A 20,685-nucleotide genomic window follows, 5' to 3' on the forward strand; every position below is an offset into this window, starting at 1 on the left:
CCCCACCTCGTTACTTGCGCAACTCGGCGACGAAGTCGTAGTAATCGTTGCGGCAATAGGTATCGGTCAACTCGATCGCGCGCTGATCGGCCGTATAGCCGACGCGCGTGATCAGCAGTAGCGCCTCGTTGGGCGCAATGCTCATCTGCTGTGCGATCTCGTCGCTCGCGTTGACGGCGCGAAAGTGCTGCAGGGCGCGCACGATCCCGAGGCCGCGCTGTTCGAGGTAGCTGTAGAGCGAATCGCCGATGGCCTGCGGATCGGGAATCACCGCGGCCGGGAAGGTCGAGTTCTCAACCGCCATCACGATGCCGTCCGCGAGGCGCAGACGCCGCAGGCGCGTGACCGCGGCGGCCGGCGACAATCCCAGTTGAATCACTTCGTCGCGATTGGCGGGCACGATCTCGCGCGAAAGCCATTGCGAACTCGGACTGAAACCACGCCGCCGCAGCATTTCGCTGAAGCTCGACAGGCGCGAGAGCGGGTCTTCATAGCGCGGCGTAATGAAGCTGCCTGCGCCCTGAGTGCGGCGGATCAAACCCTGTTCGACCAGCAGCGCGATCGCCTTGCGTGCGGTGATCCGCGAGACGCCGAGCGCGTCCGACAGCACCCGCTCGGACGGCAGCGCCTCGCCTGCGTTCCAGCGGTTTTCATGAATCGCGTTGCCGAGCTTGCGAGCGAGTTGCAGATAAAGCGGCGTATCGTTTTCCGGGTCCGGGCGCAGGTCGCGCCAGCGGTCTTCCGAGGCAGAGTTCATGTGGCAGACGCAAGAAGGGCAAGCGGCAATTCTATGACATTGGCGCGCCGTGTTATAGCGGGCTTTTGCCTGGAGGGCGATTTCGCCCTGCTGCTGGGGATAAACTGGCAGCGCAACCGGCCATGCGGGGTCCGCGAGCGGCTGTCCGTAAGCGGCTATCCGTACACGGCCCTCCACAACCGAAGGAAGAAAACATGACGACCGGCATCGCCACTGTGAGCTTGCCCGACGGCGAGCGCATCCCGAAGCTGGGTCAGGGCACCTGGGAGATGGGCGAGCAACCCGCGCGGCGCGCCGCCGAAATCGCGGCGTTGCGCGCTGGCGTCGAACTTGGCATGACGCTGATCGATACCGCCGAGATGTACGGCGACGGCGCCACGGAAACCCTGCTCGGCGAGGCGCTCGCTGGCTTGCGCGAGCGTGTGTTTCTCGTCAGCAAGGTGTATCCCCACAACGCCAGCCGCCGCGGCGTGCAGGCGGCCTGCGAAAAGAGCCTGAAACGCCTGAAGACCGACCGGCTCGATCTGTACCTGCTGCATTGGCGCGGTTCGGTGCCGCTGGAAGATACGGTTGAAGGCTTCGAAGCCCTGCGCCGGGCCGGCAAGATTCGCCACTGGGGCGTCAGCAATTTCGACACCGAGGATATGGAAGAACTGATCTCGACGCCGGGCGGCGAGGCCTGCGCGACCAATCAGATTCTGTATAACGTCGTGCGGCGCGGGCCGGAGTTCGATCTGTTGCCTTGGCTTGCGGCGCGGAACATGCCGGCCATGGCATACAGCCCGGTGGATCACGCTCGCTTGCCGAAACGCTCGCCGCTCGACGACATTGCCGATGCGCGTGGTGTCTCGGTGTTTCAGGTGGCGTTGGCGTGGGCGTTGCGGCAGCCGGGCGTGTTCGCGATTCCGAAAGCGGGGCGCATCGAGCATGTGCGCGACAACCATCGAGCGTTAGAACTGCACCTGAGTGCCGACGACTGCGCGGCTATCGATGCCTACTTCAGAGCGCCGCGCAGCAAGCGGCCGCTCGAGATGCTTTGAGCGGCGGCGGTTACTGCTGTTGTCATGCTTCAAGCGCCGACGCGGCCGGGTTGCATGGCGCGCGCCGGGTGCCGTCTTGAGCGCGCCGCGGCGCTCAGTTGCAGGCGTGATGCGAGTGGACTGAGCCGAGCACCGCGACCTCGGCGTGCGTGCGCCTGAGCGACTCTTCGCTCACCTGAGCAGCATCGCCGACAAAGTCGTCGACGATCGAGGACACCTGAACGTTACGCAGACACAGCGAGACGCGCTGGGTTTCGTTGGCCGGCAGCGAGGCGCGCTGGCCGAGGAACAGCACGCCGTATTGATAGCCATGGATAATGCCGCGTATCGCGCCGACACATTCACCTTGCGCCACGTTATCGGCCTTCTGCTTGCAGACCTGCATCAGCGACCAGGCGGAGAAGGAGGGATCGACGGGAGGGGCGGCCTGTGCCTGGGCCTGCTGTTGAGCCTGCTGGTCAGCAGTCTGTGCGTGTGCCAGCGTGGCGAAGCCGAATGCTGCTGCCATTAGCAGGCCGGTGGCTGCTCGCGCTGCGGTGCGGGGGACGTTTGGTTGCATGTTGTGGTGCCCTCATATCGAACGTTGAATCTGATATGAGGGCATTGATGCTGTTTGGTTCCTGCTGGATAGGGGCATTGCTGTACTTCTCTTGACCCAGATGTGCTGCTGCTGCTGCGGGTCCCGGCTTTGGCGGTGACGCTCGACCGGGGGATCGAGACGCCACCGCCGACGCTTGCCGGGAGGGGCCGCCGCGACGGGGCACGACACGCGGGGGAGGGAACGGCTCGGGGGCGCCGTCCCCCTGGGTCTAATGCCCATTACCGCCGTTGCCGTTACCGCCGCCACTGCCGCTTCCACCCTTGCCTCCGTGGCCGCCGTTGCCGAAGCCGCCGCCAAGGCCTCCGCCGAAGCCACCACCGAAGCCACCGCCAAAACCGCCGGCAGGACCACTGCCGCAACCGCAACCGCTGCTACCGCCGCCGGGGCCACTGCCGCCAGGGCCACCGCCATTACCACCGCCGTTACCACCGCCGTTACCACCGCCGTTACCACCGCCGTTACCACCGCCGTTACCACCACCGTTACCACCACCGTTGCCGCCGCCGTTACCACCGCCGTTTCCGCCGCCGTTTCCGCCGCCGTTACCACCACCGTTGCCACCGCCGTTGCCACCGCCGTTGCCACCACCGCCGTTACCACCGCCGTTGCCGCCGCCGCTACCACTTCCACCGCCCTTCCCATTAGCGCTCGAGCCACCAGCACCGGGACTGGCCCCGCCGCTTGGCCCGGTGCCCGTATCGGCTCCTACCCCGCTTGGCCCGGTTCCGCCGCTGGCGTTCGCACCAGCGCTCGCGCTGCCGGTACCGCCACGCGGATGTGTCACGCAGTTTCCTGAGTTGTCGCCGCGGCATTCCTGAATCTGGAAGATCGCCGCTGCATCGTCAGCCGCAGTGGCTGCGTAAGCAGCGGGGCTGGTTGCCGACTCGTCGTCCTGCGCGAGCTGGGTCGCCGCAGACGCACCGCTGGCGGGCAACGGAGCACCCGCTGCAACCGCCAGCCTCACGCCATCATCAGTGGGCGCCGCATAAGCGCCCTGCGTCGCCAGCAACCCCACGCCAGCAGCCACGACTGCAAACCCTCTGACAATCCCGTAGCAGTACTTATCTAATATTGTGGTTTTCATGACTTCTCTCCCGAGGAAACGCCAGCGCCTCGCCGCCGTCGTCTCTCAAGCTATGCTTTCCGCAATGGGCCTGTCGAGCCGCGGGCCTCATCGCTTCCCCGAGTTCGCTCTGCGCGCCGCGTGCCTCTCTAATGCACGCGATGTGCGCGAAACGGTGTCACCGTTTTGCCGATCCTTCGTGGCTCCGGCTCGTGTGATTGATTCCCCCTCCCTCACGCGAGATGGCGGACGCGTCGGTTGCCCGCGCGTAGGCCGCGCGCGATGTCGACGGTGCGCAGGGGGTCGTGCTGGTCCATTCGTATGGAGGTCAGTGCGACGCTGCGTGCACGCGGCTGGATCGCTCAACGCGGGCCGGATACCGCTTCTTCTATAGCGATATCCATGCCATTGGCCGCAAAGGCCCGTCCAATGTGGCATCTGTGTGACGGCCCGGATGTGGCGCGCGGCGAATCGACGGAAAACGTTTCGCACATGAAACGTGCGCAGCGGGTTCGCGTGTGTGCGGCCCGACGCCGAATCAAGCCTCGTGCGGCGCGTCGCCGGCGGCCTCGCTGTGGGCGGCGCACTTCACGCCCTGCAGCGTGCGCAGGTCTTCGATGGGGATGTGGCAGCGAATCCGATGACCATCGCCCGCCTCGGCGAAGGGCGGGTCCTGCTCTTCGCAGACAGCACCCAGCTTGCGTGGGCAGCGCGTGTGGAACACGCAGCCTGAAGGCGGCGCGGCTGCACTCGGCATTTCGCCGGACAGGCGGATGCGCTCGCCGCGCGCAGGTTCGCCGAGCGCGGGCGCAGAAGACAATAGCGCCTCGGTGTAGGGATGGTGCGGGCCGTCGAAGACGGCGGCGGCCGGGCCGATTTCGAGCAGTCGTCCGAGGTACAGCACGGCGATGCGATCGGACAGGTAGCGCACCACGTGCAGATCGTGCGAGATGAACACGTAGCTCACGCCGCGTTCGCGCTGCAGATCGGCAAGCAGGTTGAGGATCGAGGCCTGCACCGAGACGTCGAGTGCAGAGGTTGGCTCGTCGCAGACCACCACGCGCGGTTCGCCGGCGAAGGCGCGGGCAATCGCGACACGCTGCTTGAGGCCGCCCGACAATTGCCGCGTGCGGGCGCCGAGATAGCGATCCGGCAAGCGCACCGCGGCGGCCAGCGCCGCGAGCCGTTCGTCCTGCGCGGTTCCGCGCAACGCGGCGAGCCGCGACAGCGCCCGGCCGATCAGCCGCTTCACCGAGTGCGAGCGGTTGAGTGCCGAGTCCGGGTTCTGGAATACGATCTGCAGCGATTTGACCTGCTCGTCGTTGCGGCTCGTCACGCGCGCCGGCAGCGGTGCGCCGTCGAGTTCGAGGACACTGCCGGCGTCCGGCGAGAGCAGGCCGAGCATCAGTTTGGCGAGCGTTGTCTTGCCGCTGCCCGATTCGCCCACGAGGCCGAGTGTTTCGCCGCTCGCCAGATCGAGCGAGACGTCGTCGACCGCCCGCAGCGCGACGCCGCTTACGTGGAAGGTCTTCGAGACCCGTTCGGCGCGCAGCACGAGCGCGCTAGGCGCTGCGGCATCGGCAGGCGAAGCGCCATCAGCGCCGCTGCGCGGTGTGGGCGCTTCGGTGCTGGTGCGCGGCAATTCCATGGCGCGTTCGTGATAGTGGCAGCGCGACATCTGATCGCCATGCGCCCCGGCGACGCGATGCGGCGGCGGAGCCTCGCGCCGGCAGCGCTCGTCGGCGAGACGGCAGCGGTCTGCGTAGATGCAGCCCTGCGTCACCGAGCCGGGCGCGGGCAATTGCCCCGCGATCGTGTCGAGCCGTTCGTGCTCCTTGCTGCGGCCGGAGGTCGGCAGGCAGCGCAGCAAGCCGACCGTGTAGGGGTGGCGCGGCCGTGCGAACACGTCCTCGGTTGCGCCTTCTTCCACCAGCTTGCCCGCATACAGCACGCCGACGCGCTCGCACATGCGCCCGATCACCGCGAGGTTGTGGCTGATGAAGAGCACGGCGGTGCCGAGTTCCTTGCGCAACTGCGCGACGAGATCCAGCACTTCGGCCTCGACCGTGGCGTCGAGTCCGGTGGTGGGTTCGTCGAGAATCAGCAAGGCAGGGTTCGACGCGAGCGCCATCGCGATCACGACGCGTTGCTGCATGCCCCCCGACAACTGATGAGGATAGCTATCCATCACCCGTTCCGGGGCTGAAATGCGCACGCGCTGCAGCATCTCCAGCGTGCGCGCGAGCGCCTCGCTGCGGCTGGCGCCGGCCGCTTCGAAGGCCTCGGCGACCTGGCGCGCAATCGTCATCGAAGGATTGAGCGCTCGCCCTGGGTCCTGGTAGACCATCGAAATCGCGGTGGCGCGCATCGTGCGCAACGCGTCGGCGTCGAGCGCCTGCACGTCCTGTCCGGCAATCAGGATCTTGCCGGCCTTGACCTTGCCGTTGCGCGGCAGGTAGCGCAAGGTCGCCATCGCCACGGTCGACTTGCCGCAACCCGATTCGCCCACGAGGCCATACGCCTCGCCACGCCGCACGCGGAACGATACGTCGTGCAGGACTTCGCGGTCGCGCCCGCGAATCCGGTAGGTGACCGTGAGGCCGACCACTGTCAGCGCGTCGGTGCGGTCGCTCTTCGAGACGTCGAAGGCGGGGAACGAGGCGGGAGGCGGGCCGTTCATCGGTCGAGCACGCCTTGTACGCTATCGGCGATCAGATTCACGCCCACCACTAGCGAAGCGATGGCGGTGGCGTCGAACACGACAGTCCACCAGGCGCCGCCGGCCATCAGCGTGTACGACTCGGACAAGGCCAGGCCCCAATCCGCCGATGGCGGCTGGATGCCGAAGCCGAGAAACGACAGCGTGGCCACCGCGAAGATCGCATAGCCGAGGCGCACCGTGGCTTCGACGATGATGGGCGGCAGCACGTTCGGCAGGATCTCCGCAAACATGATGTAGGGCGCGCGTTCGCCGCGCAGTTGCGCCGCGGCGACGTAGTCGAGATGGCGTTCGGCGAATACCGCGGCGCGCACCGTGCGTGCCGTGATCGGCGTGAAGGTGATGCCGATCACCAGAATCACGGTGAAGTTCGACGCGCCCACAGCGGCCAGCGCGAGCAGGGCGACGATCACGAGCGGCAGCGCGAGGACTGCGTCGATCGCGCGTCCCACCACGTTGTCGACCCAGCCTTCGAAGTAGCCGACCACGAGGCCGAGAGCGGTGCCCGCCACGGTGCCGAGCAGCGTGGCGAGCGGTGCGATGGTGAGAATGTCGCGCGCGCCGACGATCACGCGCGAGAACACATCGCGGCCGAGCTGATCGGTGCCGAACCAGTGCGTATGGTCGGGCGGCATCAGCGAATTGAGCGGATCGGAGGCATAGGCGTCGAGCGGCGCGATCCACGTTCCGGCAATCGCGCAGACCACCCACCACAGCACGATCACCACGCCGACCACGAAGGTGGGCGAGCGCAGCAATACGCGCAACTGATCGAAGCGGGGTTCGTGCGTTTGAGGAGTGGCTGGAACGATCGTGCTCATTCGCCGCTCCTCACGCGCAGGCGCGGGTTGAGCAGCACTTGCAGCGCGTCGGCCGCGAGATTCGCCACCGTGTACACGACACCGATCGTCAGCACCCCGGCCTCGAGCATCGGAAAGTCCTTCGCCTTGGCCGCGTTATAGATCAGCGAGCCGATGCCCTGATAGTGAAACAGCGTCTCCACCACGACGAGGCCGCCGATCATGTAACCGAGTTGGGTGGCGGCAACCGTGATGGTGGGCAGCAGCGCATTGCGCAACACATGCCGCCAGATCACGACACGTCGCGGCAAGCCCTTGAGAATGGCGGTGCGCGTGTAATCGGCGTCGAGCGCCTCGACGGTGCCGGCGCGCGCCATGCGTGCGATGTAGCCGAAGAACACCAGCACGAGCGGCAGCACCGGCAGGATCAGATGCTTGAGTTGTTCGAGTACGCCGGCCTCGGGCGGATACGACGCTTCGATCGGCAGCCAGCGCAGCCACACGCCGAAGATCAGGATCAATGCGATCGACGAGACGAATTCCGGCACTACCGTCGCCGACAAACCGGCGATGCTGATGGTGCGATCGAGCCAACGCCCCGCGTGCATGGCGGCCCACACACCGCCGGCGATACCCAAGGGCACCACGACGATGAACGCCAGCACGCCGAGCTTTGCCGAGTGCGCCAGCGCATCGGCGATAAACGGTCCAACGGGTTCGCGATACGCGTACGACAGCCCCATATCGCCGCGCACGAAATGCGTGATCCACTCGACGTATTGGGTCAACAGCGGCCGGTCCGCGCCGAGCTGATGATTGAGCGCAGCGACGGCGCGCGCATCGGCGAGCGGGCCGAGAACCGAGCGGCCGATATCGCCCGGCAGCAACTGGCCGCCCGCGAACACGATCACCGAGAGCAGCCACAGCGTGATCAAGGACAGCGCGAAACGCGTCGCCAGAAAACGCGCGACCCGTCCCGCGTTGCCGCTGGCAACGTGAGGGGGGGAGGGCGTGAGCGCGGTGGACATGGTCGATTCGAAGCGGACGTTTCGGGTGCTCGGGCGCTTAAGCGCTGAGCGTGACGCGATCGAAGTACAACTGCGCCAGCGCCGTAAAGCGCATGCCGTTGACGCCAGCACGCATGGCGATCAGTTGATCGTAGAAGAACGGAATGATCACCGGCGTTTCATCGAGCAACAGCGTCTGGATCTGGCCGGAGAGCTTGCGCTGCGAGGCGATATCGACCGCAGCGACAAACTGCGCGACCAGTTGGTCGTACTGCGGATTCTTGAAGTGCGCCGCGTTCCACGTGCCGGTGCTCGTCAACGGTGCGTTCAGGAACACGTTCGGCACACCACGATGGCCGTAGTCGGTGATGCCGAGCGGCGAATCCAGCCAGTCCGACTTGCCAGGCGTGCCCGCGCCGTAGTACAGCGACTGGCTTTCCACTTTCAGATTCACCCGTACGCCGATCGCCTTCGCCGCGTTCTGCACGACCACGGCGAGATCGGGAATCTCCATGTACTTTTCGGTGGTGAGCGTCACGTCGAAGCCATTGGCGACACCCGCCTGTGCGAGCAGTTGCTTCGCCTTGGCAATGTCGATCTTGCGTTGCGCAACACCCGCATCCGAGGACGGAAACACGGGTGCGAACGGGCTGTCGTTGCCGAGTTGCGCCTTGCCGCGAAACAGGCCGCGCACGATCACATCGCGGTCGAGCGAAAGCGCCATGGCCTGGCGCACGCGCTTGTCCTTGAACAGCGGATCGTCGTTGCGCATATGGATCTGGCGGTGCGCGCTCGACTTTACGCCCATCGTCTTGAACTCGGGGTTATTCATGATGCCCGAGCCGCCCTGTACGGTGAACGTGCCCATCACGTCGGCCTGGCGTCCTTGCAGTGCGAGGATCTGGGCTTGCTCATCGGCGTAGAACGAGAACTGCACGCGTTGCGGTAACGCTTTTTCGCCCCAGTAGTCGGGATTGCGTACGAACGAGGCGCCTACCTTCGGCGTGTACTTCTCGAGCTTGAACGGCCCGGTGCCGATAAAGGTCTTTTCGTAGTTGCCTGCGTAGTTCGCCGGCAGCACGATGGCGTTGTAATTGTCCGAGGAAACGTAGTACGGGAAGTTGCCGTTCGGCGCGTCGAGATGGAAGGCGACCGTGTGATCGTCGACAGCCTGGGTGCCGCCCTTGGACAGCACGCCCTTCAACACGGAGAGCGCCGCCGAGCCGCTCGCCGGATCGGCGAGGCGGTCGAAGGTGGCGACCACGTCCTTGGCGGTGAAGGGCTGGCCGTCACTGAACTTCACGTTCGGGCGCAGCTTGAAGGTCCAGACGTCGCCCTTGTCATTCGGCTTCCACGACAGCGCGAGTGCCGGCTTCAGCACCAGATGCTCGCCGTCGTCGTTGATCAGGAATTCGCCGCTCTGAACCAGCAGCGCGAGGCCGCCGGCGTCAGTGACCGTGAGCGGGTCGATTGCGCCGGCCGGCGTCAGGTGGGCGACGCGAATGGTCGCATTCGCGGCTCCGGCCGTACCTTGTGCCCGCGCTTGCGGTGCGGCGAACAGGCCGCCGCCGGCAAGCGAGAGGCCGATCACGCTGGCGTAGCGCAGCAGCTCGCGGCGCGACAGGCGGCCGGCGAGGAATTCGTCGAGCGCGTGATTGCCATACTGATCGGCGCTGCGGCGTGCCGTTTCGAGCGCGAGGAGTCGGTCCGCGGGAGTCTTCATCGATGGGGTGTCCTGTCCGTTCTGATGGGTGCTGCGCGGTTTGCGCGCGGCAGGGGCGACGGTATTGCGATGACGAAAAGCGGTTTCAGTGTAAGCGATTGCCTGGGGATTCGGAACGCCTGCAGCGGCCGCGAGGCGGCCTGGGGCGCTTAAACGGGTCAACCTGTATCGCCCAGACAACGGCGGGCCGCCCAGCCGCCTGCCGCAAGCGCCGAGCCGTATCACTGTTGCCGATGCCCTGGCAGAAGAACCGCTGCCACGGCGACATCTTTACCGGCCTGCGGCCGGCAGGCCGGATCTAGTGCTCGTGCGGATGCTTGTGGATCGGATCGACCCAGAACACGGTTTCGGGTGCTTCCACGGCGTCGATGTTCAGATTCACCACGACCGCTTCGTTGTCGCTGCGCACTAGCACGCATTCGAGCGGGTCGTCGGTGCTGGCGTTGATCTCTTGATGCGGCACATAGGGCGGCACGAAGATGAAGTCGCCGGGACCGGCTTCGGCTGTGAATTCGAGGTGCTCGCCCCAGCGCATGCGCGCCTGGCCGCGCACCACATAGATAACGCTTTCGAGCGCGCCGTGATGATGCGCGCCGGTCTTCGCATTCGGATGGATCGTCACGGTGCCGGCCCAGATCTTCTGCGCACCGACGCGCGCCGCGTTGATCGCGGCGGCGCGGTTCATGCCGGGGGTTTGTGCGGTGTTGGTGTCGAGCTGATCGCCGCGGATGACCTTGACGCCGTGTTCGCGCCAGTCGACCGGCGCGGGCGCTGCATCGGGTTCAGCCTCAGGCGAGTGATCGTGAGCGTGGTCGGGGTCGTGGGGATGGTCGTGGCTCATGGGGTGTCTCCAAAAAAAAGCCCGTCCAACCGGGACGGGCTTTGCTCTGCGCCCAGCTTCAGCGCTTACTTCTGCTTGGCGTTGATCACGGCTTCGGCGACGTTCGACGGCGTTTCAGCGTAGTGCTTGAACTCCATCGTATAGGTCGCACGGCCTTGCGTTGCCGAACGCAGCGAGGTGGAATAGCCGAACATCTCCGCGAGCGGCACTTCGGCGCGCACCAGCTTGCCGCCACCGCCGGCGATGTCTTCCATGCCTTGCACCATGCCGCGACGGCTCGACAGATCGCCCATCACGTTGCCCATGAAGTCTTCGGGCGTTTCCACTTCGACGGCCATCATCGGCTCGAGCAAGACCGGTTTGGCCTTGCGCATGGCTTCCTTGAACGCCATCGAACCAGCCATACGGAAGGCGTTTTCGTTCGAGTCCACGTCGTGGTACGAACCGAAGGTCAGCGTCACCTTCACGTCCACCACCGGATAGCCCGCCAGCACGCCGGCCTTCAGCGTTTCGATAATGCCCTTGTCGACTGCCGGGATGTATTCACGCGGAATCACGCCGCCCTTGATCGCGTCGACGAATTCGTAGCCCTTGCCCTGCGGCGCCGGCTCCAGCGTGATGACTGCGTGACCGTACTGGCCACGCCCGCCCGACTGCTTGACGAACTTGCCTTCGACATCCTCAACCTTGTTGCGCACCGTTTCGCGGTAGGCAACCTGCGGCTTGCCGACGGTCGCCTCGACGCCGAACTCGCGCTTCATGCGGTCAACCAGAATTTCCAGGTGCAGCTCGCCCATCCCGGAGATGATGGTCTGGCCGGATTCTTCATCTGTTTGCACGCGGAACGACGGGTCTTCCTGGGCCAGACGATTGAGCGCAATGCCCATCTTTTCCTGGTCGACCTTGGTCTTCGGCTCGACGGCCTGCGAAATCACCGGTTCCGGGAAGATCATCTTTTCAAGGATGATCACGTGGTTCGGATCGCACAGCGTGTCGCCCGTGGTCGCTTCTTTCAGGCCGACCGCCGCGGCAATGTCGCCCGCGTAGACTTCCTTGATTTCCTTGCGCTCGTTCGCATGCATCTGCAGGATCCGGCCAAGGCGTTCCTTCTTTTCCTTGGTCGCGTTGTAGACGGTATCGCCCGAATTCACCACGCCCGAATACACGCGGAAGAAAATCAGCTGGCCGACGAACGGGTCGGTCATGATCTTGAAGGCGAGCGAGGAGAACGGATCGTCGTCGCGCGGATGACGCTCGATTTCGTTGTCGTGCTCGTCGTGACCGGTGATAGCAGGGATATCGAGCGGCGACGGCAGATAGTCGATCACCGCGTCGAGCATCGCCTGCACGCCCTTGTTCTTGAACGCGCTGCCGCACAGCATCGGCACGATCTCGTTGGCGATGGTGCGCACCCGAATGCCGTGCTTGATTTCCTCTTCGCTCAGCGTCCCGCCGTGCAGGTATTTGTCGAGCAGTTCCTCGCTCGCTTCGGCGGCGGCCTCGACCATCTTGTCGTGCCATTCCTTCGCGGTAGCTGCGAGTTCCGCCGGGATGTCCCGATACTCGAACTTGATGCCCTGGTTCTCTTCGTCCCAGTAGATGGCCTTCATCTTGACGAGGTCGACCACGCCCTGGAAATGATCTTCCGCACCGACCGGAATCTGGATCGGTACCGCGATGCCCTTCAGGCGATCGCCGATCTGCCGCTGCACGCGGAAGAAGTCCGCGCCGACGCGGTCCATCTTGTTGACGAACGCAATGCGCGGCACCTTGTATTTGTTCGCCTGGCGCCACACCGTTTCGGACTGCGGCTGCACGCCGCCGACCGAGTCGTACACCATGCAGGCGCCGTCGAGCACGCGCATCGAGCGCTCGACTTCAATTGTGAAGTCGACGTGGCCCGGGGTGTCGATGATGTTGATGCGGTGTTCCGGATAATTGCCGGCCATGCCTTTCCAGAAAGCAGTCGTGGCAGCCGATGTGATCGTGATGCCGCGCTCCTGCTCCTGCTCCATCCAGTCCATCGTCGCCGCACCGTCGTGAACTTCACCGATCTTGTGAGTCACGCCGGTGTAGAACAGGATGCGTTCGGTGGTGGTGGTTTTGCCGGCATCGATGTGAGCGCTAATGCCGATATTCCGGTAGCGCTCGATGGGAGTCTTGCGGGGCACGTGAACCTCCTTGGATTGGCGCGCCGGTGGTGGGCGTCGGGCGGCGCACGACGCCGCCCGGACGAACTCGGTGCTGCGATAAGACTACTAGCATAGCGCGTCGCAAGGGCTTTTGCAGGAATCTTGCCAGCGTCCGCCCAATGCAAAAAAGCCGGTGACCTTGACAAGGCACCGGCTTTGCGGGAGCGGGCAGTCGGGCGGTGCGGTTTGTCGCCAGGCATCTGGCGCCGCGCCTGCCGCGAAGGGCGGTCGGATCGGCGGCTATTGCGCTGCCGGCAGGCCCTGAATCGTCATGCCCGGCTTGATGCCCTTCGACTCAAACCAGTTCTTGCTCATTTCCAGCGCATACACGCCGTTGTTGCGCGGGCAGTGGTTGTTGGTCGTTTCGGCGTCCATCTCGTCGATGTCGGTGATCGTGCCGTCGGCGCGCATGAAGGCAATCGACAGCGGGATCAGCGTGTTCTTCATCCAGAAGCAGTGCACCGCGTTCTCGTTGAACACGAACAGCATGCCTTCGTTGGGTGCGAGCTGCGAGCGGTACATCAGGCCTTGCTCGCGATCCGGATCGTTAGCCGCGACGGCGGCGTCGATCACGAACATGCCGACGGTCAGTTTGGCGCGCGGGAAGTCGCCGGGCTGTTTTGCACCGGGCGGCATTTGCTGCGCATAGGCGCTATGAACGGGGGCGAGCGTGAACGAGGCGGCGGCCAACGGCAGCGCAACAGCAAACGCAAAGCGCGCGAGCAACGAGCGCAGGGAAATTCGCACGGCAAGACTCCTGGGTGGGAAATTAACCCGCGAATGTTACGCGAGCGCGTCAAAGCACGTCAAAAACAAAAAGGCAGATCGCCTTGCGGTGATCTGCCTTTCAACGCCGTAAGAACGGCAACTGCTGCTAGTTCTTGACTGCGTTTTTACAACAAACTTACTCCGAAGCGCCCGAAGCTGCTGCTGCTGCAGCTGCCTTCTTGTGCGACTTCTTGTGTGCTGCCTTCTTCGTCGTCTTCTTTGCCGACGAAGCTGCTGCTGCCGGAGCTGCCGAAGCTGCGACCGGTGCCGAAGCTTGTGCGAATGCTGCCGTTGCGAAGAGGCCAGCGACCAGAGCGGCGATCAGTTTGTTCATTTTGTGAATCCTCAGCTTTAGTTAATTAACCAAATGACCCGGTTATGTATGAGTCATGTCGGTAAACGTGCCATCCACCTTTCGGTTGACAGCCGCATCAAACAATTTTTTTTGACGCGTCTGCTAGCGCTCGGTCTCCCTGCACTGACCGCACGAACGGCTTGCACAAAGGCCCTCAAGGCTGAATGCCGGATAGCTTCGGGCGGCATCTGCGTCGAATAACGCGTGAACTCGCGACGCGGTTGACGCAAATTTTCGGGAATGTTTATTCGCCGCTTTATTGAGCGCCTGGCCACCCTTGATGAAGTGGCGCAATGGATTTGCATTGCAACGGAAATGCTTGCGGATACAACGGCTTAGCGTGTCGGTGCCTAAAGATTGAGCGTTAGCGGAGACCGTCCCAAGGTGCCCTGGCAGTCAGTTCAAGCGACTCGCCGGGCTGCAGTCCCAGCGAAAAAATATCGAGCGCGCCGATGCCGACGCGCACCAGGCGCAGGGTGGGGAAGCCGACCGCGGCGGTCATGCGGCGCACCTGGCGGTTCTTGCCTTCGGTGATCGACAGTTCTATCCAGGTGGCCGGGATCGCCGCACGGTATCGGATTGGCGGATTGCGTGGCCACAGAGCGCCAGGCCCGGGGCCGGCCTCGACCTCGTCCGTTTCGATCAACCGGGCCTGACATGGGCGCGTCACATAGTCGCCGAGATCGACGCCCTTGGCGAGCGCATTCAGCGCAGCCTCGTCAGGTGCGCCTTCGACCTGTGCCCAGTAGCGCTTGACGAGCTTGTGGCGCGGCTCGGCAATGCGCGCCTGCAGTGCGCCGTCGTCAGTCAGCAGTAGGAGGCCTTCGCTATCGGAGTCGAGGCGGCCGGCCGGATAGACGCCGGGCACCTTGACCCAGTCGGCAAGCGAGGCGCGGGTTTCGTGCGGCGAAAACTGGCAGATGGTGCCGAACGGCTTATTGAGGGCAAGGAGGCGCATGCGGAGTCCGGCGAACACCGGCCGGTGGCAGGAGCGGGCCGGTACCGGCTGGTACCCGCGCGCCGCCCGGCAAGGCAGGTTCTGTGGCAAATGGCGGGATAATAATGCATAATCCCCAACGGCAGATCTTATGTCTTATATAAGACATAAGACGCGGGGGCTGCTAGCAGTTGCTACCCGGCTGCTACCTTTAGCTTGCTTTGTCTCAAAGCCTGCGGCACGGCCGGCGCGCGCTGGCATCAGCGTGGGCTAGAATAGCCGCTCGGCCGCTTGCAGGCGTTCAGCATTGCGCATAGCGAGGAGCGCCCAGGCCCACAGTCCCCATCTGCTTCAATCAGAACAGCCATCACTGGAGTCCGATCATGCCGTATCAGCACATTAAGGTTCCGACGGGCGGAGACAAGATTACTGTCAACGCAGACTACTCGCTCAATGTTTCTGACCAACCGATTATTCCGTACATCGAAGGCGACGGTACGGGTACCGACATCACGCCGGTCATGATCAAGGTGGTGGACGCAGCGGTCGAGAAAGCCTACGGGGGCAAGAAGAAAATTCACTGGATGGAAGTCTATGCCGGCGAGAAGGCGACCAAGGTCTATGGCCCGGACGTGTGGCTGCCGGAAGAAACCCTGGCGGTGGTGAAGGATTATGTCGTCTCGATCAAGGGGCCGTTGACGACGCCGGTGGGCGGCGGCATCCGTTCCCTGAACGTGGCGTTGCGCCAGGAACTCGACCTGTACGTCTGCCTGCGCCCGGTGCAGTACTTCAAGGGTGTGCCTTCGCCGGTGCGCGAGCCGGAAAAGACCAATATGGTGATCTTCCGCGAGAACTCGGAAGACATCTACGCCGGTATCGAATGGGCGGCGGAATCGGAACAGGCGAAGAAGGTCATCAAGTTCCTGCGCGAAGAAATGGGCGTGAAGAAGATCCGCTTCCCGGAATCGTCGGCTATCGGCATCAAGCCGGTGTCGCGCGAAGGCACGGAGCGTCTGGTGCGCAAGGCGCTGCAGTACGCCATCGACAACGATCGCCGCTCGCTCACGCTGGTGCACAAGGGCAACATCATGAAGTTCACGGAAGGCGGCTTCCGTGACTGGGGCTATGCGCTTGCGCAGAAGGAATTCGGCGCGCAACTGGTGGACGGCGGCCCGTGGATGAAGTTCAAGAACCCGAAGACGGGTAACGATATCGTCGTCAAGGATGTGATTGCCGACGCGTTCCTGCAGCAGATCCTGCTGCGTCCGGCCGAATACGACGTGATCGCGACACTGAACCTGAACGGCGACTATATTTCCGACGCGCTGGCTGCGCAGGTTGGTGGGATCGGCATTGCCCCGGGCGCGAACCTGTCGGATTCGGTGGCGATGTTCGAAGCCACCCACGGCACGGCGCCGAAGTACGCGGGTAAGGACTATGTGAACCCGGGCTCGGAAATTCTCTCGGCGGAAATGATGCTGCGCCACCTCGGCTGGACCGAAGCGGCGGATGTGATCATCAAGGCGATGGAAGCGTCGATTCTGCAGAAGCGTGTCACGTACGACTTCGCGCGTTTGATGGAAGGCGCGACGCAGGTGTCGTGTTCGGGCTTTGGGCAGGTGCTGATCGAGAATATGTGAGTCTGACGGTTGGCCCTTTAATGGGCTACGTTGCAAACCCCGGTCGATAAAACGTCGCCGGGGTTTTTTATTTTGAGATCAAGGTTTCGAGCTGGGCGAGGCCAGGATCGTTCCTGGCTCGGATGCTTCAGGGTGTTGCGATTTGGGGAATCGGCTGGTCGCGTGAATGCAGCCGACATGGAGCCGATTGCGCTGCGGCGAATCGTCGCACCGCTCGTCGATTTTTCTATCTCACAAACAGACTCTTAGTGCTCACGCACGATTGTCCTGCCTCGACCAACGCATTCGGATCGCTGTCTCAATACCCTGTGGCAAAACACAAATAATTCGGCATTCTGAATTTTTTTGTCAAATCTGATGCGGCGCCCTACAACCGAAAATCACATCTTAAAAACGCATCCTGATCGACGCCAACGCATCTGTTCATATGGTTTGAAACAAACCCCTCTGATATAAGTTCGCCGCTTTGGCAGATCCGTCATCGGCACACGGTTGAGTGCGCCGCGATGTGCTCGATATTCAAGGGGAGATGATGAGCGACGAAAAAATCCAGGCGAATGTTTATGTGGCCACGCCGAGCTACGGCGCGGTGGTCGCGACCGATTATGTGCTTGGCCTGCTTGACCTTTACGACGTGTCTGAAAGCTATGGATTCGGTCTGCGGGTGCACTTCAACAGCTTCGACAGTCTGATCACCCGTGCACGCAACACGATGGTGGCCGAATTCCTCGCTGACGACCGCTTCACGCACCTGATGTGGATTGACGGCGACATCGGTTTCAAGGGCACCGACGTGGTCCGGCTGCTGAAGGCAAACCGGCCAGTAGTCGCTGGGGTCTACCCGTTGAAGTCCGACGGCTGGCCGCGCTCCGGGCTGCCCGAAGCGCTGCCGGCGGGAACCACGAAGGCCGACTTCCAGGCGCGCTTTGCGAGCTATCCCGCGGTAGCGCGTTCGGATAACCTGGAGGCCGATGCAGATGGTTTCCTCGATGCCCTTTATGCGCCAACAGGATTCATGCTGATCAAGCGAGAGGTCTTTCTGGCGTTGATGCGACACTTCCCCGAGCTTCAATGCAGCGCCCGTATGAAGGGCCGCGAAGAAGACGACACGGGGGTGCTGGGGGCGCTGCACTACGCGTTCTTCGACACGATGATCGATCCTCAGACTCGCACGTACCTGTCCGAGGACTATGCGTTCTGTCGACGCATCGCCAGCATCGGCATCACGCCGGCGGTGGATACGCGATCGAACTTTACTCATCAGGGTGTTGCCGTGTTTCGGGGCGACCTGGAGCGCAGTCTGAATCTGCAGCGACTGGCAGCGCGTGGGGGTGCAGAGCCGGCCCCTGCGCTATGATGTGCCGATCAACCGCCATCCTGTGGACTCGCCTTCCGGCATCCTGATGAATTTCCTGACGCGCCTCCTGCTATTGCTCTCGCTTGCGCTGCTCACCGCGCACGGCGCGTCTGCGCATGAGCGTGCGGTGGATTCGCAGCACATGGCGATGCCTTCCGTAGAAGGTGCATTCGGTACCGCTGCAAACGCTCCGGCTCATTGCCCGGGGTCGGAGGCCACTGCCTCCGGCGAGCCCTGTGGTCACGACCACGCGCCGTGTTGCTGCGTCGTCACTTGTGGCGTCCACTGCGGTGCCCTGTTCGTTGCCTTCCAGTTTGAACCCCACGCGCTCGACTCCGCGCACCCTCAATCGCTTCCCGAACCGCGGCGCGACGGTCTGACCCACGCGCCTCCGGTGCGTCCGCCGATCGGCTGATGGTTCGATGCATTGCGCCGGTCTGACGGGCTCGCCCAATGCATCCCGTTAGGCACGGCTCGGGCGGCGGCTAGCGCCGCGCGAGCCGTTTGAACCATCACGCGCGGCGGCTCAAGAGCGCCGCTGCGCAGCCCAGATTAGGGAATCGATCCATGATCCGCAGGGAATTTCTCGTCCGCGCGTTGAGCGCGGCCGCAGCGTCAGTGTTTGCGCGTGAGGCGTTTGCACAGCAAGGACAGCAAGGCGCGCACTCGATGCACGGCATGTCCGATATGAGCGGCATGCAAGGAATGCGGAACTCGTCCGGGATGCCGGACATGCCAGGCGGCGGTATGCCGCCGTCTGTCCAACTGGCCGCGCCTGATGCGCTGCCCGCAGGTGCGCCGCTGGCTGCGTTGCGCACGCTGCCTAACGAAAGCGGCGAACCCGGCTTGTTCCGCGCAACCCTCGTCGCGCAGCCGGCTCAGCACACGCTGATTGCCGGGCACCCGACGACGTTCTGGCAGTACGGCCCCGCTGGCGGGCAACCCGCCGAAGGCGCCGGCAATGGCCCAGCTTCGGCGCAACCAGGCAGTCTTGTTGTCGGCCCCCTGATCGACGTGCGTGAAGGCGACACCGTCGAGATCCGTTTCGTGAACCGTCTGCCCGAACCGTCCACGATTCACTGGCATGGCCTGCCGGTGCCGCCCGACCAGGACGGCAATCCATCAGACCCGGTTGCGCCCGGCGGTTCGCGTGTCTACCGCTTTACGCTGCCGCGTGGCAGCGCCGGCACTTATTGGTACCACCCGCATCCGCATGGACAATCGGCCGAGCAGGTGTTTCGCGGACTCGCGGGCCCGTTCGTGGTCCGCGCCGCCGATGATCCGCTCGCCGCCTGGCCGGAGCGGCATCTATTCTTCTCAGACCTGAAGCTGGCGAGCGACGGCGCGATCCCGCCGAACGACATGATGGACTGGATGAACGGCCGCGAAGGGCAGTTTGTGCTCGTCAACGGCGCGCGTCGCCCACTGATCGTGGTGACGACGGACGAGCGCTGGCGAATATGGAATGGGTGTAATGCCCGCTATTTGAGATTGTCGCTGGGGGAGGGCCGTGTATTTACCCAGGTCGGTACGGATGGCGGCTTGCTGGAGCAGCCGCGTGCGGGGCTGACAACTCTGCTGCTGGCGCCGGGTGAGCGGGCGGAACTGATGGTTTCGGCCGCTGGAGCGTCGGGCGAGGCTGCACAAGCGCAGCAATCCGCGCAATCAAGGCAGTTGGCGACTTCTGCGCAGACAGCCCGGGCGATCCTGACCGCCGAAGTCTACGACCGCCGCAAGATGGCGATGTCGCATGGCAGCCTGCCGCCCAATCCAGCTTTGCCGCTCGCAGACGTGCAGTTCGAACCGGACTCGGCAGATACCACCCAGGTCGCGCGTGTGCTTCCAGCGTCGCTGCGGGTCATTGCCCCGCTCGGGGCGCCGGCCGCACGCAAATCGGTGGTGTTCTCCGAACGCATGGACATGGCCGCGATGCACCACACCGGCCGGCCGGTTACTGGTGGGCTGCCTGGTGGTCTGCCAACCGGCATGAGCTTCATGATCAACGGTGCGACCTTCGATCCGCGCCGCATCACACTGACCAGCCGGCGCGGCGAGGTTGAACACTGGTCGATTGAAAACCGCACGGACATGGACCACCCGTTCCATCTGCACGGCACGCAGTTTCAGGTGCTGGAGCGCGAGCAGGGCGGTGTCGCCGCGCTGGAGCCGTACCGGGCGTGGCGCGATACCGTCAACGTGCAGCCGGGGGAGACCGTGCGCATTGCGACGGTTCAGCAGCAGGCGGGGAGGCGGATGTTCCACTGCCACATCCTCGAACACGAGGATCTCGGCATGATGGGCACGCTCAAGGTGATCTGAGCGACCTGAAGGCTATCCGAAAGCCAGGCGCGCACGCTGAACGCCAACTCGCCCATGCGCGATGCGTGTCTCGCGTCCCAGAATGAAGAAACCCGGCACGAAGCCGGGTTTCCAGGGTACGGGTATCGAACAGATTCAGGCTGCGGCCTGGATGTTCGATGCCTGCTTGCCTTTGGGGCCTTGCACGACCTCAAAGCTAACCTTCTGGCCTTCCTTCAGGGTTTTGAACCCATTCATCTGGATGGCCGAAAAGTGTGCAAACAGATCCTCACCGCCTTCGTCGGGCGTAATGAATCCGAAACCTTTCGCGTCATTGAACCATTTGACCGTACCAGTTGCCATACCTACTTCCCCTGTAACTCATGACACCACCACGAGCCCTCGAAAAGCTTAACGGCCGCGGGTATGCAGCCGCTCCCTCCTCACAAGCTCACCATCGGCATTTTTTCGAATATGTGGCTGACTGAAAAAAGTGCCAGCTTGATTGTTGAGGCTCTTTATTCGAGTGTCAAGAAAATTTTGAGACCGGTCCCGGCGCGTTGCAAACACCCCATTTCCAGGGTTTT

At 63.7% G+C, this 20,685-nt stretch carries 17 protein-coding genes; 4 read left to right on the forward strand and 13 right to left on the reverse strand.

Annotation, left to right across the window (positions count from 1 at the left end; all coding sequences use genetic code 11):
• Positions 1-10: 10 nt before the first annotated feature.
• Positions 11-757, reverse strand: a complete 747-nt coding sequence (locus BLQ92_RS14620) for a GntR family transcriptional regulator (RefSeq protein ID WP_090685207.1) — start codon at positions 755-757, stop codon at positions 11-13.
• Positions 758-951: 194 nt separating this feature from the next.
• Here BLQ92_RS14620 and BLQ92_RS14625 point away from each other — a divergent pair, with 194 nt between their 5' ends.
• Positions 952-1,797 carry an aldo/keto reductase gene (locus tag BLQ92_RS14625; RefSeq protein WP_090685209.1) on the forward strand — a complete coding sequence of 282 codons (846 nt, stop codon included), beginning with the start codon at positions 952-954 and terminating at the stop codon, positions 1,795-1,797.
• A 94-nt stretch (positions 1,798-1,891) separates the two neighbouring features.
• On the opposite strand, the gene BLQ92_RS14630 is transcribed toward BLQ92_RS14625, so the two are convergent.
• The 11 genes from BLQ92_RS14630 to BLQ92_RS14680 form a co-directional block, all read right to left on the reverse strand.
• Complete coding sequence (locus BLQ92_RS14630; protein ID WP_090685210.1) at positions 1,892-2,356, reverse strand: hypothetical protein; 465 nt, start codon at positions 2,354-2,356, stop codon at positions 1,892-1,894.
• Positions 2,357-2,606: 250 nt separating this feature from the next.
• The gene (locus tag BLQ92_RS39975; protein WP_090685211.1) at positions 2,607-3,482 is read right to left on the reverse strand and encodes a hypothetical protein; all 876 of its coding nucleotides are present in this window, start codon (positions 3,480-3,482) and stop codon (positions 2,607-2,609) included.
• 517 nt (positions 3,483-3,999) lie between these two features.
• The gene (locus BLQ92_RS14640) at positions 4,000-6,141 is read right to left on the reverse strand and encodes an ABC transporter ATP-binding protein (RefSeq protein ID WP_090685213.1); all 2,142 of its coding nucleotides are present in this window, start codon (positions 6,139-6,141) and stop codon (positions 4,000-4,002) included.
• Entirely contained in the window at positions 6,138-7,001 is an 864-nt protein-coding gene (locus tag BLQ92_RS14645; protein WP_090685215.1) for an ABC transporter permease, read from the reverse strand. Before BLQ92_RS14645 ends, BLQ92_RS14640 begins: the two co-directional genes overlap by 4 nt.
• Positions 6,998-8,008 carry an ABC transporter permease gene (locus BLQ92_RS14650; RefSeq protein WP_090685217.1) on the reverse strand — a complete coding sequence of 337 codons (1,011 nt, stop codon included), beginning with the start codon at positions 8,006-8,008 and terminating at the stop codon, positions 6,998-7,000. Before BLQ92_RS14650 ends, BLQ92_RS14645 begins: the two co-directional genes overlap by 4 nt.
• A gap of 37 nt (positions 8,009-8,045) precedes the next feature.
• The gene (locus tag BLQ92_RS14655; RefSeq protein ID WP_090685218.1) at positions 8,046-9,710 is read right to left on the reverse strand and encodes an ABC transporter substrate-binding protein; all 1,665 of its coding nucleotides are present in this window, start codon (positions 9,708-9,710) and stop codon (positions 8,046-8,048) included.
• Positions 9,711-10,008: 298 nt separating this feature from the next.
• Complete coding sequence (locus BLQ92_RS14660) at positions 10,009-10,551, reverse strand: cupin domain-containing protein (protein WP_090685219.1); 543 nt, start codon at positions 10,549-10,551, stop codon at positions 10,009-10,011.
• 65 nt (positions 10,552-10,616) lie between these two features.
• Positions 10,617-12,722 (reverse strand): elongation factor G, encoded by a 2,106-nt coding sequence (gene fusA / locus BLQ92_RS14665; protein WP_090685220.1) that lies wholly within the window; start codon positions 12,720-12,722, stop codon positions 10,617-10,619.
• 261 nt (positions 12,723-12,983) lie between these two features.
• The gene (locus BLQ92_RS14670; RefSeq protein ID WP_090685221.1) at positions 12,984-13,490 is read right to left on the reverse strand and encodes a DUF192 domain-containing protein; all 507 of its coding nucleotides are present in this window, start codon (positions 13,488-13,490) and stop codon (positions 12,984-12,986) included.
• A gap of 157 nt (positions 13,491-13,647) precedes the next feature.
• Positions 13,648-13,845, reverse strand: coding sequence for a hypothetical protein (locus BLQ92_RS14675; RefSeq protein WP_074282411.1), 198 nt, complete (start codon positions 13,843-13,845; stop codon positions 13,648-13,650).
• Positions 13,846-14,230: 385 nt separating this feature from the next.
• Entirely contained in the window at positions 14,231-14,824 is a 594-nt protein-coding gene (locus BLQ92_RS14680; protein ID WP_090685222.1) for a pseudouridine synthase, read from the reverse strand.
• A 362-nt stretch (positions 14,825-15,186) separates the two neighbouring features.
• Here BLQ92_RS14680 and icd point away from each other — a divergent pair, with 362 nt between their 5' ends.
• From icd to BLQ92_RS14700, 3 genes are all read left to right on the forward strand, one after another.
• Entirely contained in the window at positions 15,187-16,443 is a 1,257-nt protein-coding gene (gene icd / locus BLQ92_RS14685; protein ID WP_090685223.1) for an NADP-dependent isocitrate dehydrogenase, read from the forward strand.
• A gap of 508 nt (positions 16,444-16,951) precedes the next feature.
• The gene (locus BLQ92_RS14690) at positions 16,952-17,800 is read left to right on the forward strand and encodes a hypothetical protein (protein WP_244896643.1); all 849 of its coding nucleotides are present in this window, start codon (positions 16,952-16,954) and stop codon (positions 17,798-17,800) included.
• A 567-nt stretch (positions 17,801-18,367) separates the two neighbouring features.
• Positions 18,368-20,119 (forward strand): multicopper oxidase family protein, encoded by a 1,752-nt coding sequence (locus BLQ92_RS14700; protein WP_090685225.1) that lies wholly within the window; start codon positions 18,368-18,370, stop codon positions 20,117-20,119.
• A 135-nt stretch (positions 20,120-20,254) separates the two neighbouring features.
• On the opposite strand, the gene cspD is transcribed toward BLQ92_RS14700, so the two are convergent.
• Complete coding sequence (cspD, locus tag BLQ92_RS14705) at positions 20,255-20,461, reverse strand: cold shock domain-containing protein CspD (RefSeq protein WP_017776809.1); 207 nt, start codon at positions 20,459-20,461, stop codon at positions 20,255-20,257.
• Positions 20,462-20,685: the final 224 nt, after the last annotated feature.

The sequence above is a fragment of the Paraburkholderia phenazinium genome (assembly GCF_900100735.1).
In the GTDB taxonomy this organism is placed as follows: domain Bacteria; phylum Pseudomonadota; class Gammaproteobacteria; order Burkholderiales; family Burkholderiaceae; genus Paraburkholderia; species Paraburkholderia phenazinia.